General features: G+C 73.7%; 29 protein-coding genes and 1 tRNA gene. 10 read left to right on the top strand and 20 right to left on the bottom strand.

Annotation, left to right across the window (positions count from 1 at the left end; translation table 11 throughout):
• Positions 1-226 precede the first annotated feature (226 nt).
• The 3 genes from ACFXOZ_RS14595 to ACFXOZ_RS14585 all read right to left on the bottom strand — a co-directional run bounded on the left by ACFXOZ_RS14595 (position 227) and on the right by ACFXOZ_RS14585 (position 2,898).
• The gene (locus ACFXOZ_RS14595) at positions 227-1,249 is read right to left on the bottom strand and encodes an RNA ligase family protein (protein WP_380590417.1); all 1,023 of its coding nucleotides are present in this window, start codon (positions 1,247-1,249) and stop codon (positions 227-229) included.
• A 110-nt stretch (positions 1,250-1,359) separates the two neighbouring features.
• Positions 1,360-1,941, bottom strand: coding sequence for a TetR/AcrR family transcriptional regulator (locus ACFXOZ_RS14590; protein WP_380590414.1), 582 nt, complete (start codon positions 1,939-1,941; stop codon positions 1,360-1,362).
• A 156-nt stretch (positions 1,942-2,097) separates the two neighbouring features.
• Positions 2,098-2,898 (bottom strand): flavodoxin family protein, encoded by an 801-nt coding sequence (locus tag ACFXOZ_RS14585; protein ID WP_380590411.1) that lies wholly within the window; start codon positions 2,896-2,898, stop codon positions 2,098-2,100.
• Positions 2,899-3,042: 144 nt separating this feature from the next.
• Between ACFXOZ_RS14585 and ACFXOZ_RS14580 the strand changes: the two genes are divergently transcribed.
• Positions 3,043-3,948 (top strand): LysR family transcriptional regulator, encoded by a 906-nt coding sequence (locus tag ACFXOZ_RS14580; protein WP_380590408.1) that lies wholly within the window; start codon positions 3,043-3,045, stop codon positions 3,946-3,948.
• 88 nt (positions 3,949-4,036) lie between these two features.
• Positions 4,037-4,249, top strand: a complete 213-nt coding sequence (locus tag ACFXOZ_RS14575; protein WP_380407577.1) for a cold-shock protein — start codon at positions 4,037-4,039, stop codon at positions 4,247-4,249.
• Between the two features lie 68 nt (positions 4,250-4,317).
• On the opposite strand, the gene ACFXOZ_RS14570 is transcribed toward ACFXOZ_RS14575, so the two are convergent.
• The 3 genes from ACFXOZ_RS14570 to ACFXOZ_RS14560 all read right to left on the bottom strand — a co-directional run bounded on the left by ACFXOZ_RS14570 (position 4,318) and on the right by ACFXOZ_RS14560 (position 8,573).
• Positions 4,318-6,501 (bottom strand): serine/threonine-protein kinase, encoded by a 2,184-nt coding sequence (locus tag ACFXOZ_RS14570; protein WP_380590405.1) that lies wholly within the window; start codon positions 6,499-6,501, stop codon positions 4,318-4,320.
• A gap of 105 nt (positions 6,502-6,606) precedes the next feature.
• The gene (locus tag ACFXOZ_RS14565) at positions 6,607-7,281 is read right to left on the bottom strand and encodes a response regulator (protein ID WP_375888184.1); all 675 of its coding nucleotides are present in this window, start codon (positions 7,279-7,281) and stop codon (positions 6,607-6,609) included.
• On the bottom strand, positions 7,278-8,573 hold the full coding sequence (locus tag ACFXOZ_RS14560; RefSeq protein WP_380590401.1) for a sensor histidine kinase: 1,296 nt from the start codon (positions 8,571-8,573) through the stop codon (positions 7,278-7,280). Before ACFXOZ_RS14560 ends, ACFXOZ_RS14565 begins: the two co-directional genes overlap by 4 nt.
• A gap of 135 nt (positions 8,574-8,708) precedes the next feature.
• Here ACFXOZ_RS14560 and ACFXOZ_RS14555 point away from each other — a divergent pair, with 135 nt between their 5' ends.
• Positions 8,709-9,179 carry a DUF4190 domain-containing protein gene (locus tag ACFXOZ_RS14555; protein ID WP_380590398.1) on the top strand — a complete coding sequence of 157 codons (471 nt, stop codon included), beginning with the start codon at positions 8,709-8,711 and terminating at the stop codon, positions 9,177-9,179.
• Between the two features lie 78 nt (positions 9,180-9,257).
• Positions 9,258-10,439: a serine hydrolase domain-containing protein gene (locus ACFXOZ_RS14550; RefSeq protein ID WP_380590395.1), complete on the top strand. Its 1,182-nt coding sequence runs from the start codon at positions 9,258-9,260 to the stop codon at positions 10,437-10,439.
• A gap of 72 nt (positions 10,440-10,511) precedes the next feature.
• Here the strand turns inward: ACFXOZ_RS14550 and ACFXOZ_RS14545 are convergent, their stop codons facing one another.
• From ACFXOZ_RS14545 to ACFXOZ_RS14530, 4 genes are all read right to left on the bottom strand, one after another.
• A complete protein-coding gene (locus tag ACFXOZ_RS14545; RefSeq protein WP_380590393.1) occupies positions 10,512-11,126 on the bottom strand; it encodes a hypothetical protein in 615 nt (204 codons plus the stop codon).
• 52 nt (positions 11,127-11,178) lie between these two features.
• Positions 11,179-11,562 carry a DUF4259 domain-containing protein gene (locus ACFXOZ_RS14540; protein ID WP_380523258.1) on the bottom strand — a complete coding sequence of 128 codons (384 nt, stop codon included), beginning with the start codon at positions 11,560-11,562 and terminating at the stop codon, positions 11,179-11,181.
• Between the two features lie 143 nt (positions 11,563-11,705).
• Complete coding sequence (locus tag ACFXOZ_RS14535) at positions 11,706-13,073, bottom strand: alkaline phosphatase family protein (protein WP_380590390.1); 1,368 nt, start codon at positions 13,071-13,073, stop codon at positions 11,706-11,708.
• Positions 13,073-13,798, bottom strand: a complete 726-nt coding sequence (locus tag ACFXOZ_RS14530; protein ID WP_380523260.1) for a hypothetical protein — start codon at positions 13,796-13,798, stop codon at positions 13,073-13,075. The genes ACFXOZ_RS14535 and ACFXOZ_RS14530 overlap by 1 nt, the downstream gene beginning before the upstream one ends.
• Positions 13,799-13,938: 140 nt before the next feature.
• Here ACFXOZ_RS14530 and ACFXOZ_RS14525 point away from each other — a divergent pair, with 140 nt between their 5' ends.
• Entirely contained in the window at positions 13,939-14,649 is a 711-nt protein-coding gene (locus ACFXOZ_RS14525) for a TetR/AcrR family transcriptional regulator (protein WP_375888165.1), read from the top strand.
• Positions 14,650-14,693: 44 nt separating this feature from the next.
• Here ACFXOZ_RS14525 and ACFXOZ_RS14520 read toward each other — a convergent pair.
• From ACFXOZ_RS14520 to ACFXOZ_RS14505, 4 genes are all read right to left on the bottom strand, one after another.
• Positions 14,694-14,777 (bottom strand) — tRNA-Leu (locus ACFXOZ_RS14520).
• A gap of 396 nt (positions 14,778-15,173) precedes the next feature.
• Complete coding sequence (locus ACFXOZ_RS14515; RefSeq protein WP_380590387.1) at positions 15,174-15,500, bottom strand: hypothetical protein; 327 nt, start codon at positions 15,498-15,500, stop codon at positions 15,174-15,176.
• 27 nt (positions 15,501-15,527) lie between these two features.
• A complete protein-coding gene (locus ACFXOZ_RS14510) occupies positions 15,528-16,292 on the bottom strand; it encodes an SDR family oxidoreductase (protein ID WP_380523263.1) in 765 nt (254 codons plus the stop codon).
• Positions 16,293-16,775: 483 nt separating this feature from the next.
• Positions 16,776-17,249: a DIP1984 family protein gene (locus ACFXOZ_RS14505; protein WP_375888150.1), complete on the bottom strand. Its 474-nt coding sequence runs from the start codon at positions 17,247-17,249 to the stop codon at positions 16,776-16,778.
• 174 nt (positions 17,250-17,423) lie between these two features.
• Between ACFXOZ_RS14505 and ACFXOZ_RS14500 the strand changes: the two genes are divergently transcribed.
• The gene (locus ACFXOZ_RS14500) at positions 17,424-17,945 is read left to right on the top strand and encodes a hypothetical protein (RefSeq protein ID WP_380590384.1); all 522 of its coding nucleotides are present in this window, start codon (positions 17,424-17,426) and stop codon (positions 17,943-17,945) included.
• A 59-nt stretch (positions 17,946-18,004) separates the two neighbouring features.
• Here the strand turns inward: ACFXOZ_RS14500 and ACFXOZ_RS14495 are convergent, their stop codons facing one another.
• The gene (locus ACFXOZ_RS14495) at positions 18,005-18,346 is read right to left on the bottom strand and encodes a hypothetical protein (RefSeq protein ID WP_380590381.1); all 342 of its coding nucleotides are present in this window, start codon (positions 18,344-18,346) and stop codon (positions 18,005-18,007) included.
• 186 nt (positions 18,347-18,532) lie between these two features.
• On the opposite strand from ACFXOZ_RS14495, the gene ACFXOZ_RS14490 reads away from it, so the two are divergent.
• Together ACFXOZ_RS14490 and dmpI are read left to right on the top strand one after the other, a co-directional pair.
• Positions 18,533-19,429, top strand: coding sequence for a LysR substrate-binding domain-containing protein (locus tag ACFXOZ_RS14490; protein WP_380590378.1), 897 nt, complete (start codon positions 18,533-18,535; stop codon positions 19,427-19,429).
• Between the two features lie 125 nt (positions 19,430-19,554).
• Positions 19,555-19,737: a 4-oxalocrotonate tautomerase DmpI gene (dmpI, locus tag ACFXOZ_RS14485; protein WP_375888141.1), complete on the top strand. Its 183-nt coding sequence runs from the start codon at positions 19,555-19,557 to the stop codon at positions 19,735-19,737.
• 89 nt (positions 19,738-19,826) lie between these two features.
• Here the strand turns inward: dmpI and ACFXOZ_RS14480 are convergent, their stop codons facing one another.
• Positions 19,827-20,522 carry a DUF4232 domain-containing protein gene (locus ACFXOZ_RS14480; RefSeq protein ID WP_380523267.1) on the bottom strand — a complete coding sequence of 232 codons (696 nt, stop codon included), beginning with the start codon at positions 20,520-20,522 and terminating at the stop codon, positions 19,827-19,829.
• Between the two features lie 576 nt (positions 20,523-21,098).
• On the opposite strand from ACFXOZ_RS14480, the gene ACFXOZ_RS14475 reads away from it, so the two are divergent.
• Positions 21,099-22,637: an AMP-binding protein gene (locus ACFXOZ_RS14475; RefSeq protein WP_380590375.1), complete on the top strand. Its 1,539-nt coding sequence runs from the start codon at positions 21,099-21,101 to the stop codon at positions 22,635-22,637.
• A 207-nt stretch (positions 22,638-22,844) separates the two neighbouring features.
• On the opposite strand, the gene ACFXOZ_RS14470 is transcribed toward ACFXOZ_RS14475, so the two are convergent.
• On the bottom strand, positions 22,845-23,816 hold the full coding sequence (locus tag ACFXOZ_RS14470) for a LysR family transcriptional regulator (RefSeq protein WP_380590373.1): 972 nt from the start codon (positions 23,814-23,816) through the stop codon (positions 22,845-22,847).
• 61 nt (positions 23,817-23,877) lie between these two features.
• On the opposite strand from ACFXOZ_RS14470, the gene ACFXOZ_RS14465 reads away from it, so the two are divergent.
• Positions 23,878-24,228, top strand: coding sequence for a DoxX family protein (locus tag ACFXOZ_RS14465; RefSeq protein WP_380523270.1), 351 nt, complete (start codon positions 23,878-23,880; stop codon positions 24,226-24,228).
• Between the two features lie 5 nt (positions 24,229-24,233).
• On the opposite strand, the gene ACFXOZ_RS14460 is transcribed toward ACFXOZ_RS14465, so the two are convergent.
• The 3 genes from ACFXOZ_RS14460 to ACFXOZ_RS14450 all read right to left on the bottom strand — a co-directional run bounded on the left by ACFXOZ_RS14460 (position 24,234) and on the right by ACFXOZ_RS14450 (position 26,456).
• Positions 24,234-25,118, bottom strand: a complete 885-nt coding sequence (locus tag ACFXOZ_RS14460) for a hypothetical protein (RefSeq protein WP_380523271.1) — start codon at positions 25,116-25,118, stop codon at positions 24,234-24,236.
• A gap of 6 nt (positions 25,119-25,124) precedes the next feature.
• Entirely contained in the window at positions 25,125-25,544 is a 420-nt protein-coding gene (locus tag ACFXOZ_RS14455) for a hypothetical protein (protein ID WP_380590370.1), read from the bottom strand.
• 111 nt (positions 25,545-25,655) lie between these two features.
• Positions 25,656-26,456 carry an alpha/beta fold hydrolase gene (locus ACFXOZ_RS14450; protein ID WP_380523275.1) on the bottom strand — a complete coding sequence of 267 codons (801 nt, stop codon included), beginning with the start codon at positions 26,454-26,456 and terminating at the stop codon, positions 25,656-25,658.
• Positions 26,457-26,461: the final 5 nt, after the last annotated feature.

The following is a 26,461-nucleotide window of genomic DNA, read 5'->3' as shown; positions in this document are numbered from 1 at the left end:
TGGCCGTCTGATACGGACGTACGTTCCGGCGAGCGCCTGGGACGGACGTCCGTCCCACTGGACGTCCAGGACGGACGCACCGTGCGGCTGGTCGTCTGACACGGACGTACGTCCCAGCGGGAGCCTGGGACGGACGTCCGTCCCATTGCGCCTCCGAGACGGACGTCCGTCCCATCCGCGCATCACACGGACGCCCGTCCCATCCGCGCATCACACGGACGTACGTTCAGGACCGCCCCCGCCCCCACCGCCGCGCCCGACCCTGGGCGTCGAAGAGGACCAGGGCATCGGCGGCGGGCCGGAGGACGTCCCGCAGTGCCGACGCGGTGGCCGGCTCCAAGCCGCCGAGGGCTTCGGCGAGTTCGTCGGTGACATCCTGGGCGATCTCCGCCGCGACCGCGTCCGGAGCCGTGCGCGGGCCCAGCTTGCTGACGGCGGCGGCCGCGCGGGCGGGGGTGAGCAGGGCGGAGGCCTGGACCAGCAGCCAGGCGGGGACGCCGGCGGCACCCTCAGGCGGGGGGAGGTAGGGGCGGGCGCCGTCGTAGCGCCCGTCCTCGGCGAATGCCTTCTGCTTGACCTTGAGCACCGGGCGGGCCGCTCCGGACTCGCGCCATTCGCCGGCGGGCTTGAGGACGTAGCCCTCGGCGAGGTTGTCGGCGAGTTCGGGCAGTCCGAACAGGGCCGGCACCCGGCTGGGGAAGGCGGCGGGGAGGTCCTGGAGGGTGTTCAGCGGGCCACGGGCGAGCAGGGGGACGCAGCTCAGCCCGGCGGCGTCGGCGGCGGAGCGGAGTTCGCGGTCGGCGAGCCAGCAGCGGCCGTCGGCGGTCTCCACCGTGGCGTCGAAGGGCAGCCAGCGCAGTCCGGGGTCGTACCAGACGCCCGTCTGCACGGGTTCGACCCCGGGGGCGGCGGGCACCCCGGGGTGGGGGTAGCGGCCGCCGGCCAGTTCCCCGTACACGGTGACGACGGCGTCGCCGCCCCGGCCGGCCCGAACCGCCGCCGCGAACCGGCCCGCCGCGACGCGCAGTCGGGGCCAGATCCGGCTGACGCCGAAGAAGGCGTCGAGGTCCTCGTCCCCGAGCAGGTCGCGCCGCTTGGCGGCCCGTACGGCGTCGCCCTCGCAGACCACGGCGAAGTGCGCGCCGTGGACCTTCTCCGCCGCCGTCCACTCCCGGCTGCCGGGCGCGTCGGGGCGCCCCTTCGCGGGGATCTTCGGATAGGGCGTCAGTTCGGACCAGGAGTCGGGCACGAACAGGATCCTCGCCGCAAAGCCCCACCCCCGCAACGGAGATACCCGGCAGGGACACCAGGCGGAGACGCCCGGCGGAGCCAGCTGACGGAGCCAGCCGACGGAGACGCCTAACGCTCCCGCCACAGCCCCGCGAGGTGGGCGTGCAGCAGTTCCTCGGCCTCGGCCGTGGTCCGGTGGCCGATGAGGACGTGTCCGGTGAGCCCGTCGGCGAGGGCGAGCAGCGTACGGGCTTCGCGCCGGGGGTCGAGGGCGGGGGCGGCCTCGGCGACGAGTCGGGCGAGCAGCCCCTCCAGGTCGGTGTAGCCGGCCCGCAGGTCGGCGGCCAGGGCGGGGTTGACGGCGGCCGCGGCGAGGAAGGCGAGCCAGATCCGGGCCTCGGCGCGGTGTTCCTCGCGCAGCAGCGCGACTTCGCCGACGACGTGGCCGACCGTGCTGGCGGCGGACTGGGCGGGGCCGGCGACGAGTCGGCCCCGGGCCCGTTCGGTGACGCGTGCGCCGATGTGGCCGAGGGCGAACCGCAGCATCTCCTCCTTGTTGCGGAAGCAGCGTTGGACGGCGCCCATGGAGACGTCGGCACGGGTGGCGACGTCCCGCAGGGTCGCGCCTTCCAGGCCCTGGGCGTCGATCAGCGCGCAGACGGCGTCGGCGATCCGTCGGCGCCGCTCCTCGTGGTCGACCTGCTTGGGCATCCGCCACGCACCTTCCGACTCCGCCCGATTCCACCCGCCTCCGGGCTCCACCCCGGGACATTCCGATGCAACCGTATCGGATCCACCGTCGGGAGCCCAACAGCCACCCAGCCGCCAGCCCCGGGCCCCGGCGACCCACCCCCTCAGCCCACCCCCTCAGCCCGCCGCCGGCACCCCCGGCACCCCCGGCACACCCGGCACACCCGGCGCACTCGGCACACCCGACGCACCTGGCACACCCGGCACCTCCACCCCCGCCTCCCGCAGGATCGCCGACAGCGCACGGGCCTCGTGCTCCGTCATCCGCGTCGTCTCGTACGGCACCGCGTTCACCCAGCGCTGGGCCAGCCGGGCGATCCGCTCGCCGTACCGTTCGGCGGTGGCCAGGTCCCCGCGCGACCCGGCGTGCTCCGGCCCCTGGTCGGCGTTGCTCTGGCTCATCAGCCCCAGCCAGGAGCCCAGCCGGTTGACGTCGTCCCGGCTTCCGCCGCTCCAGTTGTTGCCCGGCATGTCGCCGACGCCGATCCACTGCATGCCCAACTGTGCACCGAAGACGGCTAGTTGCTCCAGCACGGCGAGCTTGTCGCCGCTCTGCGAAACCGACATGGTGAACCCGCCGGCCAGCTTGTCCTTCCAGCTCTGGGTGACGAACGGCGTGAACGCGGCCTCCATGAACGCCTTGAACACCGCCGACACGCTGCCCATCAGCGTCGGACTGCCGAACACGATGGCGTCGGAGCGGTCCAGCAGGGCCAGCACCTCCGGGTCGTGCCAGCGGCCCGCGTCGACGTCCTCGGCCCGGATCTCGACCAGGTGCACCTCCGCGCCCGGCACCCGCCGGGCGCCGGCGGCGAGGTGCTCGGCCAGCACCCGGGTGTGGCCGTGCACCGAGTGGAACACCACGCCGACCGTGACCGCCGGCACTGCCCGGCCGGACTCAACACCGTTGACTGCCATGTCTCTTCACCGTTCTCGTCGATCGACTGCGCTGCTTGTCCTCCCATCTCAGCCCGTGCGCGGTCCGGCATCAACGCCGAACTCCGGCATGCAGCGATCGGTGGCACCGATCGATCGCCGGGCCGGTCGCGCTACCGTGGGACGGTGGACAGGATCGAACTGGAAGCATTCGTCGCGGTCGCCGAGGAGCTGCACTTCGGCCGCGCCGCCGCCCGTCTCCACCGCGGGCAGCCCACCGTCAGCGACGCCGTCCGGCGCCTGGAGCACACCCTCGGCGGCCGACTGTTCGACCGCACCAGCCGCCGGGTCTCCCTCACCGAGCTCGGCACGGCCCTGCTCCCCGACGCCCATGCCACCCTCGCCCAGCTGCGCGGGTTCCAGCAGCGCGGCCGCGCGCTCGCCGCCGGTGAGCGGACCGGGACCACCCTCGTCGTCGGCCATGCCGAGTACACCGGCCACCAGCTGCTGCTGCGCTGCCTCCCGCAACTGCGCGAGCGCTTCCCCGACGTGACGATCGTGCCGGAGGCCATGCCGACCACCGCCCTGGTCGCCGCCCTCCGCGCGGAGACCATCGGCCTGGGCATCGGCTGGGCCACCGGCGGCATCACCGGCGTACGGGCCCGGGTGCTCTCCACCGAGCGCTTCATGGCCCTCGTCCCGGAGGCCCATCCTCTGGCCGGGCACGCCGAGTTGAGCACCGCCGAACTCTCCACCACCGGCCTGCTCACCTGGCCCCACCAGATCAACAGCGGTCTCTGCGACCGCCTCCTCACCGCCTTCCGGATCAGCGGAGCCGACCTGCGCATCATCCGCACCGCCGACAGCGTCCACGCCATCGCCGCCCACGTCGCCGCGGGCACCGGCATCGGCATCACCGTCGAGTCCGCCCTCGACCACCGGCCTCCGGGGCTGCACGTCATCCCCCTCACCGGCCCCTCGACCACCGCCGACCAGGTCGTCCTCACGCCCGCCGCGCCCTCCCCCGCCGCCACCGCCCTCCGCGACCTCCTCGTCGCCGCCTCGGCGGCGCTCCGACCCCGGCACACCTAGGGCGGCTCGACTACTCTTCGTGTCGACTCACGCGCCCTCCGTGAGAGGATCACGCGACGGCACCGCGCCCCGACCCCGAGGAGTAGGCATGGCCGAGCGCCAGAACGGCACCGTGAAGTGGTTCAACGACGAGAAGGGCTACGGGTTCATCAGCCCGGAGTCCGGCCCCGACCTGTTCGTGCATTTCCGGGCGATCGAGTCGACCGGCTTCAAGTCCCTGGTGGAGGGCCAGAAGGTCTCCTTCGAGGCCGTCCAGGGCCAGAAGGGCTTGCAGGCCGACAAGGTCCGGGTCGAGGAGTAGCGACCCCGGCGGATCCGTTGCGCGCGCCCGGTCGGCGCTGTGGCCGACCGGGCGCGCCTCCGGCGCCGCTACTGGGCGTGGAGCCCGGCCAGTGCCCCCTGCACCTGCTGGACGACTGCCGGGGGCAGCGTGCCGTACTTCATCGACTCGCCGCTCGCCTGGCCCGGGCCGCTGACCGCGTAGGACGCGAGGCCCGCCACGACGGCGGAGTTCCCGCCGCTCCCGCAGAAGGCGAGGTAGCCGAAGCCGACCACCGGATAGCCGCCCTTGACCGGCTTCTGGTAGTCGAGCTTGACCGACACCTTGCCGCCCGAGGTCTCCGCCGTGCCGATCGCGGCCATCGTGCCGGCGGTCGCGGTGCTCGGGGCCGCGTCGGAGTCACCGGTGCGCACCCGGGCCGCGTGGAGGTTCCCGACGTCCCGCAGCGGGACGAAGCCGATCGACCCCTGGGCACCGGCGACGGCGCCGGGGATGCTCGCCTCGGTCGCCCCCGGCCGGGCCTTCGCCTCGGAGTCCCAGACCGCGCCCACCTCGTACGGCCAGTCGGCGGGCGCGGCCTTGCCGAGGTACTGGGAGAACACGTAGGCGGACCAGGACAGCCCGGCCGGGATCCGGACGTCGATCGGTGAACCGGGCAGCACCGTGGCCGGGTTGAGCGCCCTGATCGCCGGGTCGTTCCAGGACTGGATCTGCTTCCGGAAGATCTTGGCGAGCGTCGGGGCGTCGAGCACCAGGTCGACGACCCCGGGCACGTTGAAGACGACCGCGACGGGGGCCACGGTGACCGGGAGCTGGGACACCTGGCCGGTGGCGCAGTGCTTGCCGTAGGTGACCGCCTGCTGATCGGTCAGCGTGGTGTCGAATCCGGCGGCGTCGAGCCCGCCGTCGGCGAGGAGGGTCGCGTTGGCGGTCTTGAACGGGTCGTCGGCGCTGGGGGCCGCAGGGCCCTTGTAGGTGAGCCGGTTGCCCGGGCAGGCCTTGCCGAGATCCGCCGTCCACCGCTCGACGAGGGCGCCCTCCATCCCGTCCACGCCGATCGTGGCCTGCCCGGCCGGGGCGCAGCTGACCCCGGAGGCGACGGCGGACGGGCCGGTCTGCCCGCTCTGCCCGGCCTGCCCGGCCTGCCCGGTTTCCGGCGCACCGGAGTGCCAGGTGAGGTAGCCGAGCGTGCCCGCCGCGGCGATGACGGCGGCGGCCACGGCGGCGCCGATCAGCAGGGCCTTACGCGGTCGGGATCGACCGGCGGGGGTGGTGGAGGGAGCGACGGAGGGGGCGGTCGGCAGGTACGGCGGTACGGTCGGCGGCGCCGGTGGCGGCACCGACGCCGGGGCGACCGGGTTGGGGGCCGTGGGCGTCGGAACGACCGGAGCCGGAACGGTCGCAGGAGCAGGAGCAGGAGCCGAGGCCGGAGCAGGCGCCACCGGCCCCGTCCGCAGCTGGACCGTCCGTTCCCTCGCCGCCTCCCCCGTCATCCTCAACAGCCCGTCCACCGTGGGCCGTTGCTCCGCCTCCTTGGCCAGGCACCCGATGATCAGCGGGTACAGCTCGGGTGCCAGCCCGGCCAGGTCCGGCTCCTCGTAGACGACCCGGAAGCCCACGGCGTGCGAGGAGTCCGCGCCGAAGGGGCCGCGTCCGGTGGCGGCGAAGGCCAGCACGGAGCCGAGGGCGAACACGTCGGTGGCCGTGGTCGCCGTGCCGTTGCGGAACTGTTCGGGGGCCATGAACGGCGGGGTGCCGACGGCGACGCCGGTGCTGGTCAACTGGGTCTCGCCGGCGCTGCGCGCGATGCCGAAGTCGATGACGCGCGGCCCGTCCTCGGCGAGCAGCACGTTGCCGGGCTTGAGGTCGCGGTGGATCAGTCCGACGCGGTGGATCTCCTGGAGCGCCTCGGCGAGTCCGGCGGCCAGCCTGCGCACCTCGGGCGGGGTCAACGGGCCCTGGCCGGAGACCCGTTCGCCCAGGGAGGGGCCGGGGACGAAGAGCGTCGCCAGCCAGGGCGCCGGGGCGTCGGGGTCGGCGTCGAGCACGGGCGCGGTGAATGCCCCGCTGACCTTGCGCGCGGCCGTGACCTCCTGCCGGAACCGGGCCCGGAACTCGGCGTCCGCGGCCAGCTCGGGCCGGATCACCTTCACCGCCACCTGCCGCCCGGAGACCGACCGGGCGCGGTAGACGACGCCCATCCCGCCCGCGCCGAGCCTGCCCTCCAGGAGGTACCCGCCGATCTCCCGCGGATCGTGTTCCGACAAGGTCACGTGCCGTTTCCTCCCCCAGGCGCGTCCGGCCGTCCAGCCGGTCGGCCGTCCAGCCGACCGACCGGCCCAGCCTAGTAGGGGCCGGGAGCGGCAGGTGAGGCAGGCTCAACCGGTGAAGCCCGGCACCACCAGTCCGGACTCGTACGCGATCACCACCGCGTGGGTGCGGTTCTGGGCGCCGAGCTTGGTGAGCACGTTGCCGACGTGGGTCTTGACGGTCTCCAGGCTGACCGTCAGCGTCTCGGCGATCTCCGGGTTGGACAGCCCGGTGGCCATCAGCCGCAGCACCTCCTCCTCCCGCCCGGTCAGCGCCGCCTGCGGCAGGGCCTCGGCGGAGTCCAGCGGCCGGGCGGCGACCATCCGGCGCAGCGCCGCCGGGAAGAGGACCGCCTCGCCCGCCGCCACCACCCGTACCGCTTCGGCGATCTGCCGGACGGGGAGGCGTTTGAGCACGAAGCCGCTGGCCCCGGCGCTGAGCGCGGCGGTGACGTAGCCGTCGTTCTCGAAGGTGGTGATCACCACGACCTTCGGCGGCTCGGTGGACTCCGCCAGCAGCTGCCGGGTGGCCTCGATCCCGTTGCGGCGCGGCATCCGCACGTCCATCAGGACGACGTCGGGACGCAGCCGCAGCGCCTGCTCGACCGCCTCCACCCCGTCGGCGGCCTCGCCGACCACCTCGATCCCGGGCTGGACGCCGAGCAGGGTGCGCAGACCGCTGCGGGTGATGGCGTCGTCGTCCGCGATCAGCAGCGTGACGGGAGCCTCGGGCGCGGTGCTCACACCGCCGCCCGGACCGGCAGTCGGACGGCGAGGCGCCAGCGCGCATCGCTGGCCGGTCCGTCCCCGACCGACCCGTCCCCGGCCGGCCCGCCCCCGACCGGTCCGGCCTCGAACTCGCCGTGCAGCAGCCGCACCCGTTCGGCCAGCCCGGGCAGGCCGTGCCCGGACGTCGGGAAACCGCCCACCCCGGCCCCCGCGACCGCCCCCACCTGGTTGACCACCCGCAGCTCCAGCGCGTCCGGCCCCGCCGCCACCCGGACGGTGATCGGGCCGCCCGCCCCGTGCCGGAGCGCGTTCGTCAGCCCCTCCTGGAGGATCCGGTACGCCGCCCGGGAGATCGTCCCCGGCACCTGCGCCAGGTCGCCGGACAGCTCCGGCTCCGCCACGGCGCCCGCGTGCCGCAGCCGGTCCAGGAGTTCGGGCAGGTCGGCCAGGGTCCGGGTGGGCGCGGTGCCCGCCTCCTCCTCGCGCAGCACGCCCAGCACGTAGTCCAGGTCCTCCAGCGCGGCCCGGGTCGACTCCTCGATGCTGCGCATGGCGGCCCGGGCCGTCACCGGGTCGGCGTCGAGCACCTCGCCCGCGACGGCGGCCTGGATGGTGGCCGCCGTCAGGGTGTGCCCGATCGAGTCGTGCAACTCGTGGGCCAGCCGGTTGCGTTCGGCGAGCCGGCGCTCCCGTTCGGCGGCCTGCGCGAGCCGCTCGGCGGCCGACGGCCCCAGCAGGCGCGGCGCCAGCCACCGCAGGGCCGCCGCCACCGCCGCGCACCCGGCCACCGCGAGCAGCACGCACACGACGGCCACCGCCCAGCTCCACCCGCCATCGGCCACCGACACCGACCGGCCGAACAGGCTCAGTTGTGCCCGGCCGTCGAGCCAGCCTCCCGGCAGCGACAGGCCGGCGAGCAGCAGCAGGCCGCTGGCCAGCGCCCCCGTCCACCCCAGGGCCACGTGCAGCAGCAGCCACAGCGGCGTCCGCCAGCGGTCGGCGACGGCCGCCCCGGCCGTTCCCGACGCTCCGGCAGCACCGGGATCCGGCAGCGCCACCCCCAGCAGTCGGCGGGCGGACGCGACCAGCACCCGGCGCGTAGTGCGGGCCAGCCCGACCACGCCGATCAGCACCGCCCAGACCAGCAGGGTCAGCACGACCTGCACCCCGTACGGAGCGGACCGCCACGCCAGGGCCGGCACCATCACGACCGGCAGCAGCGCGAGGCTCCCCAGCGCGCCGCAGTAGGCGAACAGCGCGCCCGTGTACGTGGAGCCGCGCAGCAGCGGCCGGATTCCCCTGATCATGTCTGCCAGTATGTCCGGCCAGGTCAGCGGCCACCTCCCCCGATCGAGGGAGGGCCTTTTCCCGCTTTTCCGCGATGTGCGCCCGGGGCTCCGGAAGTCAGGATCGTGTCCTGCCAGTTGACGAGAGGACGGCCGTTGCACACCCGAGAAGACGAGCCCCGGACGGACGTCCGCACCCTGGACCGCCAGGCCCCCGGGCACGACCCCGCCCCCGGGCAGGGCCCCACCCCCGGCCCGCACCACGACCCCGGCCCCGGTCCCGGCCCGCACCACGGCGTACGGCCCCCGGCCCGCCGCAACGGCCCGGCCGTGGCCGCGCTGACGTTGGGGGTCCTCGGCGCGGTCACCTCGATCGTCGTCGTCGGCGGCCTGTTCGGCGTCCTCGGCCTGGTGCTGGGCGCCGTCGCCCTGCGGACGGCCCGGCGGACGGGTACCGGCCGGGGCATGGCCAACGCGGGCGTGGTGCTGTCGCTCCTCGCGATCGCGGGGTCCGTCCTGGCCGCCGTCCTGCTGGCCTGGTACGCCGACCGGACGCAGCCGTGCTACCGGCCCGACAGCTTCCGGCAGTACCGGGAGTGCGTCCAGCAGCAGTTCCACCGGGGCTGACCGGCGGTCGACCGCCCCCAGCGCCCGTGTTCCCGACGAATTCCCTTCGGTTTCCCTACGATTCACAGGAGTTGACGTATGCGTGAGCAGACTTGGCAGAGGCTTCGTACCCCCCGGCGGCGCAGCGCCGTGGCGGCCTCGGTGGCCGTGGCGATGGCGGCCGGCGTCCTGGCGGCGGGTGTCCTGACACCGACCGCCGCGTCCGCCGCCACCGCCGCCGCATCCGCCGCCGCCAAGCCCGACACCGTCCAGCAGGGCCTGGACGCGCTGGTGCGGCAGGACAAGCTGCCCGCCGCACTGGCGACCGTCAAGGACCGCAAGGGCCGCACCCAGGCCTACACGGCGGGCGTCGGCGACCTGGCCACCGGCGCGAAGGTGCCCAAGGACAGCCAGGTGCGGATCGGCAGCAACACCAAGACCTTCACCGCCGTCGTGGCGCTGCAACTGGTCGGCGAGGGGAAGGTCCGCCTCGACGAACCGATCGAGACCTACCTGCCGGGCCTCGTCCGCGGGGACGGCATCGACGGGCACCGCATCACCGTGCGCCAGCTCCTCCAGCACACCAGCGGCCTGCCCGACTACGAGGGCGACATCGACGAAGCCACCCTCCAGCAGCGGTACTTCGAGCCGCGCGAGCTGCTGGACATGGCCTTCCGGCACAAGGCCGGCTCCGCGCCCGGCGAGAAGTTCGAGTACAGCAGCACCAACTACGTGCTGGCCGGCCTGCTCGTCCAGAAGGTGACCGGCCGCCCCCTCGCCGAGGAGATCGACCGGCGGATCGTCCAGCGGATCGGGCTGCGCCACACCTCCTTCCCCGGCACCGGCGACCGGAGCATCCGGGAGGCCCACCCGCAGGGCTACCGCCAGGAGAAGCCGGGCGGCCCGCTGATCGACACCACCGAGCTGGACCCCTCGGCGGGCTGGGCGGCGGGCCAGATGATCTCCACCAACGCCGACCTCGACCAGTTCTTCACCGCGCTGCTCGGCGGACGCCTGCTCCCGGCGGCCCAGCTCGCCGAGATGCGCACGACCGTCCCGATCGCGGACAGCGGCGCCGGCTACGGGCTGGGACTGATCAGCCGCCCGCTGTCCTGCGGCGGCGTCTACTGGGGCCACGGCGGGGACATCCCGGGTTTCGAGACCCGGGGCGGGGCCACCGACGACGGCCGGGCGGTCAACATCGCCGTGACGCAGATCCCGGCGGACGGCGCCGTCACCCGCCGCCTGGAGCAGGTCGTGGACACGGCCCTCTGCCGCTGATCCGCCGCCCGCCCTCCTCGCGCGGCCGCAGCCGAAGCCACGCCCGCCGTCACAGCGACAGCCCGTCGCGGATCACCCGTCGAAGTTGGACCAGAAGATCCCGACGCCCGCACCACTCGCGTCCCGGCCGACCAGGATGCTGTTCGCGGTGAAGTCGCAGGTGGGGAAGACCAAGGCGTTCGCGCCGCTCGCCGGGTCGACGAGGACGTCCAGCAGCGGGGTCCGGGAGCCGGCCTCCTGCTGGGCCTCGAACGCGGCGGTGGCGTGGTCCGCCGGGTCCGCCGCCTCGGCGAACCCGGCGGACCGGCGCAGGGCCCCGCCGATCACCAGGTTGTCCGGGGTGGTGGAGCAGATCGCCGACGCACTCTCGCTCAGCTCGTTGACGTCGTCGGACGCCTCCTCCCAGTCCGCGTCGACCAGCGCCTCGGGGCCGGTACCGGCGGCGACCAGCGCGACCGCGGAGACGGTGGCGCCCCGCTCGTCGTTCCAGTCGTACGCGAGGTACACCTCGTGCAGCCCGTCGGCAATGTCGCTGAACGTGTAGTGGTCCCCGCCGTCGAGACCGCAGACCGCGATCTCCCCGCGGCTCGCCAGCCGCCCGGCCAGCGTGAACTCGCCCAGGAAGCCGGGCTCGTACTCCGAGTTGTTCGCCTTCAGGACGGTTTCGATCGCTTCGATCATCTTCATGGCGGGGAGTGTGCCACCCCGCCCCGACAGTCCCGGCCCCGGCCCCGGCCGCTCACCGGTCGTCCGTCGCACGCCGGGCGATGACGTCGGCCAGCTGGTCGAAGGTGCGGTTCAGCACCGTCCGCCGTTCCTCCTTGAACTCCGGGGAGGGCTCCAGGCCGTCGACGGTCCGTTCCCAGACGGCCAGGAACGTCCGCTTCCAGTCCTCGACCACCCCGGCCTCCGGCAGGCCCTCGGAGGCGTAGCCGGCCACGGCGAGGGTGTGCAGCAGCTCCAGGTTGCACGGCACGGCGACGCCCCAGTACTCGTCGGGCTCGATCTCGACGGGATCGCCGTCCAGTGCCTCGGCGATCTCGGTGACGAGCCCGTCGACGACGCTCGACAGGTGGTCGAGGGCCGTGTCGCTCTCGAAGTTGCCGCTGCCCCAGGTGCCCATGTGGTTCTCCTCGGAGGGGTGGTGCCGGTGTCGTGTTCCTCGGGCCATCGAAGCAGGGCGCAGTGACACGGCCGGTCGGTCCTGGGACCGACCGGCCGTTTGCCGTTGCCGTTCAGCTCGGCCGTTCGCCGTAGCTGTGGAGCTCAGCCGCCGGGTGGCGGGCCGGCGGCCGCGGCGACCGCGCCGGGCGGGATGAGCCGGCGGGCAACGAGGTCGGCGTAGACCTGCTGGAGGTGGGTGACCTCCCCGGCGGCGGGGTTGACGGTGGCCGCGGTGGGTGCGGTGACCCCCGCGAGGACGTCGTCGGTGCGCGGCGCGGCGAGGGTGAGCACGGCCCCGATGTCGGCGGCCGCGGCGTCGCGGGCGGTGAGGGCGGGCAGCGACCAGCGCCGCTCGATGGTGCGCAGGACGCTGGTGTGGTCCAGCTGCGCCGCGGCGTCGGGTGACCGGAAGACGGTGCCGGGGGCGATCAGCGGGGAGACGAGCACGGTCGGCACGCGGACGCCGAACCGCTCGAAGTCGAAGCCGAGTTCGCCGGTGGTGCCGTCGCCGGGCGGGGTGGCGGTGGTGGGGGGCGGGACGTGGTCGTAGCAGCCGCCGTGTTCGTCGTAGGTGATGACGAGCAGGGTCTGCCCCCAGGCCGGCCCGCCGCGCAGGGCCCGGTAGACGTCCCGGATCAGCTGCTCGCCCAACGCGACGTCGAGGACGGGGTGTTCGCTGTTCCCGGTGGCTCCCCAACTGGGTTCGAGGAAGGTGAAGGCGGGCAGGGTGCCGGCCGCGGCCGCCGCCTGGAAGGCGGTGAAGACGCCGAAGTGGTCGGCGGAGGCGCCGTGGATGTCGGGGAAGTTCCCGGAGACCATCGGCGCGGCGTGGTAGCCGTAGGCCCGCCAGGACACATCCGCGCTGGTGAGCCGCCCGAAGATGCTGGGGCAGGTGAAGTTGTGGGTGTGGTCGTCCAGGTGCCCCTGGCTGGTCGCCGCGCAGGAGAACGCCCGGTTCGGCAGGGTCTCGGTGGGCACGGAGCTGTACCAGTGGTCGCACACCGCGTAGCCGCGGGCCAGTGCGGAGAGCACCGGCAGGGTGTCCGGGGTGTGGCAGCTCATGATGTCGGCCGGGACGGTGCCGGGAAGGACGGTGTGGTTCGGCTGGGGAGGCAGGTCCAGCACGCGCGCGAAGTCCGTCACGAACCCCTGCATCCCGGCCACCGGCGGCGTCGGCGGGTCGGTCGTGCCGAAGAGCTGGGCATTGGTCGGGCCGTACCCCTCACCGGGGTTGGCGCCCGGCATGAAGTAGGGGTGGGGGTCCGTCGACTGGATGCGGCGGACCGTGACGAGCTTGCCGTTCTGGTCCGGGTTGGTCTCCTGGCCGGTGAGGCCCTCGTACGGCTGGCCGGCGGGAGAGACGTTGCCCTCGTCCGTGTACAGGAACCCGAGCATGTGGTCGAAGGAGCGGTTCTCCAGCATCAGCACCACGAGGTGTTCGACCGCCTGGAGGCCGTCGCCGCCGGACATCAGCCCCTCCGTTTGCTCGGCAGCCACTGGTCGCGCGGGATCCGGCGCCGTTCACGACGGCTGCCGACGTGCGCCCGGCTGTGGTACGCGACGGTGAGGGAGGCGGTCTTCTGGGTCCATCCGGTGCCGGCCGAGACGTCGAAGATCCCGATGTAGCCGCCGGGGAGGAGTTCGAGCGGCTGCTTGATGGCATTGCCGTGGTCGAACTGGGTGCCGTTCGCGGGGCGGGCGGACTGGAACCACGCCGGGTGGACGAAGTCGCTGACCTTGACCCCGGCGATGTCGTACGCGAAGTTCTCGTCCTGGCAGGCGTCGCACACCTCCATGGCGTACAACGTCCCCTTGTTGGCGGTCGGTTGGTCGAAGACCACCTGGTCGATGTCCGGGTCGCCGATGATCTCCAGCAGCTCGTGGCTGATCGTCACGGTCCAGTTCTCGCCGTACTGCTTGTCGGTGGCGGCGAAGACCTTGCCGATCGGCAGGAAGTTCGCGGTCAGGTCGTGGTACCCGAGGGCGCCGGCCTGGTCGGAGTTGTCCAGGACGACCATCCACCAGGCGGTGTCGGAGAGTGCGTTCGACGCGACGAAGGACACGTCCGCGTCGATCCCCCACACCGGCGCGAAGTCCCGGTGGACCTGGGTCTGGAGTGCGGGGACGACGGCGCTCACCTCGTGGTCGGTGAGCACGGTGCTCTCGTTGGTCACTTCGATCTTGATGATGGACATGGCTCCTCCCGATGTCCGATTCCGTGGTGTATACGTAGGTACTACGCATCTGCCGTAAATGTCGCTTGTATACTTACAGCCTCTGCCGCGCAGCGTCGGACGTCAAGACCTGAGCCCCGAGGACAGTCCGGGAGGCCCTGGTGGGAACCGACTCGACCCCCGACTCGACCCCCGACTCGACCCCCGAGCCGAAGCCGTCCGGCCGGGGCCGGCTGAGCAGGCCACGGGTGCTGCGCGCGGCGGTCGCCCTGGTCGACCGCGAGGGCCTCACGGCGCTCACCATGCGCGGCCTCGCCGTCGACCTGGGCGTGGAGCCGATGGCGCTCTACCGCTACGCCGACGGCAAGCAGGCGCTCCTCGACGGCATGGTGGAGGCCTTCTACGCCGAGGTGAACGAGCGGGTGGGCGACGGGGCGGACACGGGCGACTGGCGGACCCGGCTGCACCACGTCGGCAAGGCCTTCCACCAGGTCGCCGACGCCCACCCGGAGGTGTTCCCCCTGGTCGCCACCCGCCCGCTCAGCGTCCCCCTGGCCCGCCGGCCGGCCTCGATGCTCCAGCTCAACGAACTCGTCCTGACCGTGTTGAGCGGCGCCGGCCTCGACGACCGGGGCACCCTGCGCCTCTACCGGGCCGTGGTCGGCTGGGCGATCGGCTTCCTGCTGGTGGACAAGCGGCAGGTGATCGACAACCCCGACGACCCCGAGCCCCTGCTCCGCCTCGGCCTGCACCGCCTCCCGGCCGCCGAGTACCCACTGCTGCGCACCCTCGCCCCGCTGCTGATCGACCACGACGCGGAAACGGAGTTCACCACCGGCCTGGACGCCCTCCTGGACCGCCTGGTGCCGTAAAGCAAAAAGGCCGGTCGATCCGAAGATCGACCGGCCATTCGCTGTGCGCGAGGGGGGAGTTGAACCCCCACGCCCTTTCGGGCACTGGAACCTGAATCCAGCGCGTCTGCCTATTCCGCCACCCGCGCATCTGGGTGATGGGTTAACTATAGACCATCTGGAGGGGTGCCCCTGACCACCCAGAAGCGACGAGAGCGACCTGCTCCCCACCGAGGATGCGAAGGCCATGCTCTTCCCTGAAGTACGCGTAGTCCTTCAAGTTCAAGGTGGCAAGCGGAAGATCATGGGTCAGGCAGCAGGCCGCAATCCACATGCCATTGACGGGGCGCGGCAAGCCTGCCTTGAGACCGGCTGCGGACAGCCGGCCCCACGTTGCCGCCACCGCCTCATCGCCGGGAGAACAGGGATACCCGACAGCCAGTCCGCGAGTTCCTGGCGCCGCCGCCCTCCCCAGTCCCGTACCTCACTCCCCAGCCCTCCCCCGCACCGGAAGTCGGCCCGTCCGACTTCCCATGCGGGCGCGGCTACAGCACGGCGACGCACGCGCTCAGGTCGGTGGTCAGGAAGACGAGGTGGCTGTCACCGGTCATCTCCACCTTCGCCAGGGCGACCGGGGTGGCCCCTGCCCGGCGAAGGGCCGGCAGTCCCTGCTCGAAGTCCTTGACGGTGGCGACCCCGTCCTCCGCCATCCACTGCGCCCGCCATTCCCAGATGGCGAACAGCCGACTGGCCGGTGCCGTCGCGTCGGCCCACACCTGGAAGGCCGCCCCGGCCCGCAGGGCCAATGCGGCCCGGCGGGCGCCGTCGGTCCCGTTCCGTTCGAGGACGGTGATCAGGTCTTCGCGTTCCATGCCGTGCAGTGTTCGCCCCGCGCCGGTTCAGTGGTCCGGGAGGGTGTACGCGGCGCGGATGCCGCCGTAGACGGGGAGTTCGGAGGCCGTCAGGTAGCCCGAGTCCGGGCCGGCGAGGTAGGCGGCCGCGGCCGCGACCTCGTCGAGGGTGGCGAACCGGCCCATCGGGATGTGGGCGAAGCGCCGCCGGGTCTCCTCCTCGCCCATCCGCTCGAAGACGGCCCTGATCTCCGGGGCGTCGACCGGGCCCAGCGCCAGGGTGTTCACCCGGATGCCGCGCCGTGCCAGGTGGGTGCCCAGGTCGCGCCCGAGCTGGGTCACCGCGGCCTTGGCCGCGGAGAAGGCCGTCTGGGCGGTCGCCGCGCCCATGCCGGCGAGGAAGGAGCCGGTCAGCACGATCGATCCGCCGGGGTTCATCACCGGCACCCCGTAGCGGCAGCTGAGCACCGCGGGGGCGAGGACGGCCCGGAAGGCCCGTTCCCAGACCTCGGGGGGCGTCTCCAGCAGGCCGTGGTCCTCACGGTCCATGGGCCCGGCGTTGACGTGGAGCACGTCGACCCCGCCGTACTCCGCGTGGATGCGCTCGAACGCGAGTCGCGTCTCGGCCTCGATCCGCAGGTCCGCCGTGACGACCGGGAAGCCGGTCTCCACCGGCTGCCGGTCGATTCCGATGACGCGCCCGCCCTCGGCGGTGAACCGGGCCGCCACGGCACCCGCGATGGCCCCGCCCGCGCCTGCGATGACGCAGATCCGCCCGCCCAGCCGTCCCTGGTCCTGGCTGTTCCCGTCCATGGCCGCTCCTCTCGTCGTTGCGCCCCGGCGGCCCCTGCCCGCTGCGGGCCCGGCGGATCCGCTCGGACGCCGGACACCGGACACCGGACGCCGGACGCCGGGCCTCGGACGCCGTCAGGAGTCTGCCGCCTCCACCGCGCCGAGCGGACTCACCACGCCTGCCGGAGTGCCGATCCAGGTGATCACCGGCCAGAAACCCACCGGCCTCACGCAGCGAGGGCCGTGCTCGGTCGCACGGCCCTCGCTGGGGGGGTGTGGGGCGCCCCGTTCCCGCCCTCGTCGTCCGGATCTGCACGTGGTGGTGAGCTGTGCGCTGTGCCCCGTCACCTGTACGCGGTGCTGAGCTGCACTGTTGGGTGGGGAATCGAACCCCTTGCGTTGCTCTTCACGCGCCATGGACCGGATGAACCGCCGGCCCGCGGTGTGTGCACGCCTCCGTGACGACTACCTGCTGCCCCACACCCTGCTCATGGGACCGGGAGGTCAGTCCTCGATCAGGTCGATCTCCCAGTTGGTGCGCTGGATCAGGGTGTCCACCTCGCGGATCTCCTTGGCCAGCGCGTCCGTCCGGGCACGGAGCTCCGCGACCGGCAGGGCGGAGAGGATCCGGAGCTCGGACCGCAACTGCCGTACGGCTCCCCGCTGGTCGCGCCCGGAGGCGGCGTCGGCGGCCGCGGTGATCACCGAGTGGCGCAGCCGCAGGACGTCCCGGCGGGCGAGGGCGTCGGTGAGGGTGCCGCCGCCCTCGATCCGCGCGGTGGAGTTGGTCCGGTTGATCTGGCGGATCAGCCGCTCCAGCTCGTCCAGCGCCGTTTCGGCCTGGGCCAGGACCTCCGCCGCACTCTCGGCCGGCTCCTCGCCCTCCTGGTAGCGGGCACTGCCGACGACGCGCGCCCGCAGCTGCTCCACCTGCCGCACCGCGGCCGCGCGCTGCGCGAGCGCCTCTGCCAGCTTCATCGCGTCATCACCTCCACGTCCTCCTGATCGTCCGGCAAGTATGCACGTCAGCGCGGTACGGCCCGGTGGCGGGGGTTCGGCGCCGACCGTCGTCCCCCATCCCCCGCGCGGGGGAGGCGAGTTGGGCCTCGCGCACGATCCGGGCGCAGCGGGCCGCGCGCCAGCATGGGGGCCATGGACACCGACCGGAACCCGATGGCCACCGCCGCCCCGACGTACCGACCGCCCGCCCGCTGGGCGGTACGGGCCGCGCACCTCGCGGCGCTCACGGCCGTACCGTCCGGGATCTGGCGGATCGCGATGGGGGTCGGCGTCCCGGTGGGGTTCGACACCTCGGGCCTGGAAGTCCCCGGCCGGTTCAGCGCCGTGTGCATCGCGATGAGCCTGGCCACCGAAGGGCTCACCCTCCTCACGCTCGGGCTGGTGCGGCCCTGGGGCGAGGTGGTGCCGCGCCGGCTCCCGCTGATCGGGGGGAAGCGGGTCGCGCCGCTGGCGGCGGTCGTTCCGGCGCTGCTCGGCGCGGCCGTCGTGATGCTGCTGACGATCCCCCGGGCGGGCGGCTTCGGCGGGGCCCCGGGAGCCCCGACCGGGCCGGCCCTCTTCCTGATGGACGCCTGCTACGCACCCCTGTTGCTCTGGGGCCCACTGCTCGCGGCCGTCACCCTCGCCTACTACCGGCGACGCCGCCGCGCCTGAACGGGAAGTCGGCCCGGCCGACTTCCCGTGCACGGCGGAGTGTGGCGGAGTGCACCCGCTCAGGCCTCGACCCGGGACTTCCAGGCGAAGGCGAACTCCGTCCGCCGCGCCAGCGCTCCGTCCCGCCAGGAGTCCGTGACGTCCCGCCATCTGCCCAGCCGGGCGTCGCGGACACCGTCCTCGCGCTCCGGGTCGAAGGTGAGGCTGAACCGGTAGACCCGGCCCTCGGCGGAGATGACCTGCCCCTCCTCGGAGCCGAGGCTCTCCTGGAGGAGGTCCACGACGACCGTCCCCTCGGGATCGAGCCCCTGGCCGCGCAGCAACTCCCGCAGCCGGACCCAGAGATCGTGGTCGCTGTTCCGCAGGAGCCCGGTGTACTGCACGACGATGCCCGTGGTCATGGCCCCCAGTGTTCCAGCCGCCACCGCCGCCACCGCCACCGCCACCGGCGGCCGGAGAGCCCGCACGGGAAGTCGGCCCGGCCGACTTCCCGTGCAGCACCATCCGCTCCCCCCGGCAGCGCCCCCTCCCTGGTGACACCCCGGCCTGGGACGATGGGTCGACGACCGATCCACCAGGGGGACCGCATGGAGCTACGGCAGCTGCGCTGCTTCGTCGCCGTCGCCGAGGAGCTGCACTTCGGGCGGGCGGCCGAGCGCCTGCTGCTCGGGCAGCCGGCGGTGAGCCAGCAGGTGCGGCGGCTGGAGCGGGAGTTGCGGGTCGAGCTGTTCGACCGTTCGCCCCGGTACGTCCGGCTGACCCCGGCCGGGGAGCGGTTCCTGCCCGCCGCCCGGAACGTGCTGGCCGCCGAGGACGCCGCCCGGGCGCTCGCCGCCGACCTGGCCGCGCCCGCCGTGCTGCGGCTCGGCACCGTCACCGGGCTCGCCGAGCGGCTCGACCTGATCCTGGAGACCTACCAGCAGAAGGCCCCCGGAGTGCGGGTGGAACTGCACTCCGCCCCGGTGCGGGAGCGGCTGGCCCGGCTGTCCGACGGCCGGCTGGACGCCGCCTTCGTCCGCGGGGCGATCGCCGAGCACAGCCCGGACCTGCGCTTCCTGCCCGTCTGGCAGGACGAGTTGGTGCTCGCGCTGCCCGCCCGGCACCCGCTCGCCGACGCGGCCGAGGTGGACCTCGCGGACCTCGCCAAGCTGCCGCTGCGGCTCACCGAGCGGGCCAACCACCCGGCACTGGTCGACCTGGTGACGGAGGCCTGCGCCCGGGCCGGCTTCCGGCCCGTCCTCGGCCCGGCGCACGGCGCCCTCCAGGACACCCTGGCCTCGATCGGCACCGGCACCCCGATGTGGACGGTGGTGTACGCGGCCAACGCCCGGATGGTGAACACCCACCGGGTCGCCTTCCGCCCCTGCCGCACCCCGCTGGCACTGCCCACCTCGATCGCCGTGCGGCGCTCCGCCCCGGTGCCCCGACTGCTCCTGGAGACCTGCCGCAGAACACCCCCGACCTGGAACGATCAGGATTCGTGATCGCTGCGAGAGCGATTCGGGTCTGGGTGCGGACGGCACCGGTCGGGTGGACTGTTCCCAGCCGGAGAACCCGGCGGAAGAGCCCGGCGGAACAGCCGGGCAGGACACCCGGTCAGGAGCCGAAGATGCCGATCGTCACCATCCAGCAGGGCCCGCGCAGCGTCGAGCAGAAGCGCGAGCTGGTCGAGAAGGTCACCCAGGCGTTCGTGGAGACCCTGGAGGTCCCCGCCGAGAGCGTGTTCGTCTTCGTCAACGAGTACCAGCCGGAGAGCTGGGGCGTCGCGGGCACGCTCATCGCGGACCGGTGAGCCCCGGATCGGCCCGACGCGGCGGCCCGAGGCGGCGGCCCGACGCGGCGGCCCGACGCGGCGGCTCAACCCTGCGAACGGGCGCGGGGTCACTGGCCGCCCTGGCCGGCGCTGCCCATCGGGCCGATCTTCACCGGGGAGCCGGACCCGTCCGTGACGGGCAGCGAGCCCGCGCCCGGCCAGGGCAGGGTGACCGAGTGGGTCTCGTCCGGCGGGGTCACCACCAGGCCGGTGATCTTGACGCCGGAGCCGCCCGAGGTGTTGTTCGGGTAGCTGATGCCGAAGAACGTCGACTTGCCGTTCTTGACGACGCCCGCGACGACCGGCTCGCCGGAACGCTGGGCGGACAGCGAACCGGCGTTGGTCTTGAGGTCGACGCCCGCGTACCCGGTGAGCGAGCAGTCGTGGCCGCTGTGGTTCTTCAACTCGACCACGACGGTGCGGTCGGCGTCGCCGTCGATGGTGCGGTCCACCGCCGTGATCGTCAGGTCGTCGGTCCGGCACTTGCCGCCCGCCTTGCCGCCGTCGGTGGCGCCCGTCCCGCCGGCCGTGGCCTTCCCGCTCGGGGCCGTCCCGCCGGTCCCGGCGGTCCCACCGGTTCCGGCGCTTCCGGCGGACCCTGCGGAGCCGCCCGTGGTGGCCTTGGTGGGCGCGGCGGTGACGGGCGCCGCGGCCGTCGGCTTGGCCTGGTCGGTGCCGGTGTCGTCGTTGGGGCCGCAGGCCGTGAGCGACAGACCGGCGGCAACGACCAGGGCGGCGGCGAAGGTGGCCTTGTGAACGCGCATCGTGACTTCCTCGATATCGGGTGGCGGTGGCGGCTGCTCGGCACGGATCGGTACGAGCGGCGGTTCTGGTGAGCAGGACCGCCCGGGCCGATGAACCGTTCCGTCCGACCATCCGTCAGGACAGTGCTGTTACACGGCCCGCCGACCACGAAGCGCCGGAGCGGGCCCCCCGCCCAGCCGGGACAGCGGTTCCCACCGCCCCCGCACCCCCGCACCCGGCCACCCCCCGCTGGGACACACCCGTGACCCGACGGACCTTGACCCGGTGGATCTTGACCCCGGCCGCCCCCTGGCCGCCCCCCGCCCGAGCACCGGACCGGCTCCATCGCCGCCCCGTGGTCCCAACTCGCCCATTTCCCGGCCAACTCGGATCGCTTCGACGGCAACCCCCGCACTCCCCGGCCGACCCGGGTACGTCATCGCGGCCGCGCCCGACGAGCACTGGGGGGCTGTCACCGAGCCGGTCCTTCGTCCACCGACATTCTCCTGACCGGACATGGCCAAATCTCGCCGGTACGGAGTGGGGGGTGGAGTTAGCCTGACGACATGGTTGCAAACTACAAGGAAGAAGTGGCCATGAGTGACCAGGAATTCGTCAGCGGACCCGCTCTGATCCTCCGGTCCCTCACCTCGCACCCCGAACGGCGGGCCATCACCTCCGCCGACGGCGCCGAGATCACCGCCGGCGACTTCGCCGCCACCGCCTACCGCCTCGCCCACGAGCTCCTGGCCCGCGGCGTCGGCCGCGGCAGCACCGTCACCCTGCTCACCGGCAACACCCCCGAGGCCCTCGCCGCCCGCTACGCGGCCGGCCTGGCCGGGGCCCGGGTGGTCAACCTGTACGACGGCATGAGCGCCCCCGTGCTGGCCGAGATCGTGGCCAGCGTGGACACCACCGCACTCCTCGTCGACGCCGAACGGTACGCGGGCGCCCCCGAGTTGCTGCCGCTGATCGACGTCCCGACGGTCCTCACCCTCGGCCCCGACGGCACGGGGATCGGGGAGGACGCCATCGCCGCCAGCGCCACCCGCCCGGCCACCGACCCCGCCGTCCCCCTCGGCCCCGGCGACGACATCGGCATCCGCCACACCGGCGGCACCACCGGCATCCCCAAGGGCATCCTCAGCCTCCACGGCCCCTACCACGACATGTTCCACGTCGACTTCGCGGGCACCGACGACGAGGAGCCGCCCCGACTGCTCGCCGCCACCTCGCTCGCCCACCTGTCGGGCGTGCTCGCCGACGTGGCGCTCCAGCGCGGCGGATCCGTCGTCCTCCAGCGCGGCTTCGAACCCGGCGAGGTCCTCGCCGCGATCGAGCGCGAGCGCATCACCGACCTCTGGACGCTGCCCCCGCTGATCTACCAACTGCTCGACCACCCGGCCGTCGGCCGCACCGACCTGTCCAGCCTGCGCCGGCTCGACTACGGCGGCTGCGCCGCCTCCCCGGCCCGGATCCGCGAAGCCCTCAAGGTGTTCGGGCCGGTGCTGGTCAGCCTGTACGGCATGTCCGAGGCCCAGAAGATCGCCTTCCTCACCGCCGAGGAGCACACCCGGTTCACGGACGACGGCCCGCTCCCGGTCGGCCGGCCGTTCCCCGACGTGGACGTGGAGGTCCGGGCCGCCGACGGCACCGTGCTGCCCGCCGGCGAGCAGGGCGAGATCCACGTCCGCTCCGCCACCCTGATGGCCGGCTACTGGAAGCAGCCCGAGCTCACCGCCAAGGTGCTGCGCGACGGCTGGCTGGACACCGGCGACATCGGCTACTTCGACGCCGACGGCTACCTCTACCTCGCCGACCGCCTCAAGGACCTGATCATCGTCGTCGGCGGCCACGTCTACCCCACCGAGGTCGAGGAACTCCTCCTCACCCACCCGGCCATCGCCCAGTGCGCCGTCTACGGCGTCCGCGACGACCAGCAGGCCGAACACGTCCACGTCGCCGTCGTCCCCGCCCCCGGCCAGCGGCCCGACCTGGACGACGTCCGCGCCTTCGTCACCGCCAACAAGGGCCGCCTCTACGCCCCCGAAGCCCTCCACCTGGTCGACGCCATCCCGCTCACCTCCGTCGGCAAGCCCGACAAGAAGCGCCTGCGCCAGGCCCTCGCCGACTGAACCCGCTCCGGACCTCGCGCTTGCGCGAGGTCCGGAGCGCGATGGGACGCGCACCGAAACCCCACCGAACCCCGGCCGGATCCCCACCCGCTTTCACCCCAAGGCGGGGTTTGGCTCAATGAACCACCGCCCCGGTGCCGAGAAGCCAACGGGGGGTGGCGGCGCTGAGGGCTGCCACCCCTCCCCGGCCCCGGCGCCGGGGCGGATTCACTCCGGGGCGGGGCCCCCGGCGGCCGAGTGAGGCCCGTCGGCCCCGTCGGCCCCGTCGACCGCATCGCCCGCATCGCCCGCATCGCCCGCCGCCAGGCAGCACCGCACGAAGTCCCGCACCACCGGGTTCCCGTCGTCCGCCGCGGCCCACGCCACCGCGATCCGGCTCGGGCTGACCCCGCTCACCGGCCGGTAGGCGATCCCCGGCCGGGCGTAGAAGCGGGCCGTGGACGCGGGGGCGAGCGCGACCCCGTAACCGTTCGCGATGGCGCTCAGCCAGTCGTCCGGGTGCTCCACCACGGCGCCGAAGCGGACCGGGTGGCCCTCCCGCTCATCGGCGGCGACCCAGTAGTCCCGCCAACGGCCGGTCTCGGCCGGGGCCGCGACGAAGGGCTCGTCCCACAACTCCCGGAACGGGACCACCTCCAGCGCCGCCAGCCGGTGCGCCGAGGGCAGCGCGACCCACCGCGGCTCGGTGAACAGCTCGGCCACCCGCCACCCCTCCTGCCCGGGGAACGGCAGCCGCAGCAGCGCCACATCGGCCTCCCCGGCGGCCAGCCCGGCCGTCGGGTCCGACCACGCGGTGTGCCGCATCTCGACCCGCCAGCCGGGATTGCGGTCGGTGAACCCGGCGACGATGCCCGGCGTGGCCTCGTTGGCGGCGCTGGCCAGGAAGCCCACCCGCAGCGCCCGCTCCGCCCGGCTGGCCGCGCCCCTGGCCTCGCGCAGCGTCGCGTCCCAGTCGGCCAGCAGGCCCGGCACCCGCGCGGCGAGGCTCCGCCCGGCCACGGTGAGCGCCATCCCGGCCCGGGAGCGGACGAACAGCGGCACCCCGAGCAGCTTCTCCAACTGCCGGACCTGCTTGGTCAGCGCGGGCTGGGAGACGTACAGCCGCTCGGCCGCCCGGGTCAGGCTGCCGTCCTCGGCGACGGCGGCGAAGGTGCGCAGCAGCCGGGTGTCCACATCCATTCCACCAGGTTATGGAAGCCGGTATTGGACGCAAGCGGAGGCCCGCGAAGAGGCTGGACCCATGTCCATCACCTGTCTCGCCGTCACCGTCCTCGCCATCGCCGCCAACGCCGGAATCGCCGCCGCCGACTTCGCCAAGGCCCCCTTCGTCCTGGCCAATTCGGCCGAGGTGAAGGTGAAGCCGGAGTGGGTCCCGTGGCTCGCCTCGCTCAAGCTGGCCGGCGCCGTCGGCCTGCTGGTCGGCCTGGTCGCCCTCCCGCCGCTCGGCCTCGCGGCCGCGGTCGGGCTGGTGCTGTTCTACCTCGGCGCCGTGGCGACCCACGTCCGCACCCGGGTCCTCCACAACCTCCACTTCCCGGCCGGCTACCTGGCCCTGGCCGTCGCCACCCTGGCCCTCACCGCCACCCGCTGACCGGCCTACACCACCACCGCGCACACCTTGGTGGTGCCGTCCAGCACCGGCCACTCGGCACCGTACCGGCCGTTGCGGGCCGGGCAGTTGTCCCTGCTCGTGACGACCGCCGTGATGGCGAGCATCGCGTTGGCGGTCGACGGACCCTGCCTGAGGGTGCAGTCCCAGACCACACCGAGGAAGCCGTTGTCGATGGTTCGGTGGTCGGGGGTGTGGCCCAGAAAGCACTGGCCGTACCGGAACTGCCGCTCCAGGCACAGCACCGTCACCGAGTGGTCGCGGTTGGTGTGGACGTACGCGGCACGGCCTCCGCCCGCCGGACAGCCCGCCGCGGCGGCGGCGACCACGGCAACCCGGTTGAAGGCGCTGCCACCCCGGCAGTCCACGGCGACCGGGACCGTCCGGCTCCACGTTCCCCATCCGGTGTCGTAGACGTCCAGGCAGTCACCGGCGCGAACGGCGGCGAAAGCCACGTCCGCCGGGTCGGGCGGAAGCGGCGGCGGCGTGGGCGTCGGTGTCGGTGTCGGCATGGGGGTGGGGGTGGGGGTGGGAGTCGGCGTCGGCCTCGGTGCCGGCCTCGGTGTCGGCGGATCCGGACGCGGGTCGGTGTCGAGGTGCGTCGTCCGGTCCCACGGCACGACGGCGGACACCGACGGTGACGGGCTCGAATCCACCAACCCGCCCGCCACCTGCTGGATCGGCTTCCAGAGCGCGAACAGCAGCAGCCCGAGCACCAGCGCCGCGCCGAGCAGCGGGACGGTGATGTGGAAGTGCTGGTCCCGGCCCGCCTGGTTGACCCGCCCGTGGCCGCTCGCCGTGGCATTGAGGTTGACGTTGCGCGGGCCGCGCTCCGGCCGGTCCGGGCCGGGTGGCGGCCCCTGGGGGCTCACCCGCCCTCACCGTTCGTTGACGTGGATGTCCCCGACGGCCTGGTTGATCCGGGCCCGTCCGGAGGCCTCGGCGGTCATGGTGACCGACTGCTGCGGCACGGCGGGCGCCGATCCGCCGGTCAACTCCTTGACGAGCGCGCGCAGTTGTGCGGCGGCGCCGGGATCAGCGGCGAGCAGTCGACGCAGCCGGGCACCCCACAGGTCGACCACCTCCTGCTCCGCCCGCTCGTCCCCCGCACGGCGCGCCTGCGCCACGTCCTCGCGCGACTCGCCCAGCTCGGCGAGCACCGTCTCGGCCCGCTCGGGATGCCGGCGGCGCCACAACTCCCCGACGGCGGCACGGATCCGCTCCCAGGCGGTGGTGGTCAGCTGCTGGACGACGGCCGTCGCGGCGACGCCCGCGAGTGAGCTCAGTTCCGGGTCCATGGTCTCCCCCGACGGATATGGACGCTCTTCCGGTGTTCCGGTGTTCCGGTCAGGAGCGTTATACCCTGCCGGAGCGCCGGGCACCACGCGGACCGCACCGTTCCGCCGCGGCTACAGCTTCGCGAGGAACTCCCTTACGGTCACCGCGAGTTCGTCGGGGGCGGTGACCGGCAGCAGATGGTCGCCGGCCAGCTCCGCGAGGACCGTCCCGGGGCGGCGGGAGACGGCCTCGGCCGCCTGCTCGGCCGGGATCGCGCCGCCGGTGGCCCGCACCAGCAGGGCGGGGCAGTCGGACGCCGTCCAGTCGGCCCGGTGGTCGCCGTGGACCAGCTCCTCGGACTCGTACATGTCCTTCGGATGGAAGGGCAGCCGCCAGGTGCCGTCCGCGTCCTCCCGTAGCCGGTCGGCGAAGTACGGGGCGGCCGGACCGAGCGCGGCGACCAGCGCGTCCCGGCTCTGGGCGTCGTACGGTAGGCCGAGCAGGAAGGCCAGCGGGTGCGGGCCCTCCAGGCCGAGCACCAGCGGACCCTCGACGTTGACGATCGCCTCGACCCGCTCGGGGTGGCGGGCCGCGAACTGGTAGGAGTTGATCGCCCCGAGCGAGTGGCCGAGCAGCACCGCCGTCGGCAGACCCAGGTGGTCGAGCAGCGCCTCGACGTCGGCGAGGTAGCCCTCCCGCGAGTAGTCGGCGGCCCGCTCCGAGTGACCCTGGCCGCGCTGGTCGGGCGCGATCACCCGCCAGTCGGGGCCGAGTTCGGCCGCCAGCCGGGCCCACACCGCACCCTCCGAGAGGTGGCCGTGCAGCGCGAGCAGCGGGCGGCCGGTGCCGCCGAAGTCCAGGTAGGACAACCGGCGGCCGTCGATGACCAGTTCGCCGCGAACGGCTTCGGCGTGAGTGATGGCGTCGTTCATGTCCG

It is taken from the genome of Kitasatospora sp. NPDC059160, assembly GCF_042755465.1.
Taxonomy (GTDB): domain Bacteria; phylum Actinomycetota; class Actinomycetes; order Streptomycetales; family Streptomycetaceae; genus Kitasatospora.
The sequence above is the reverse complement of the archived record's forward strand: the minus strand, read 5'-3'. Positions and strand labels throughout refer to the sequence as shown.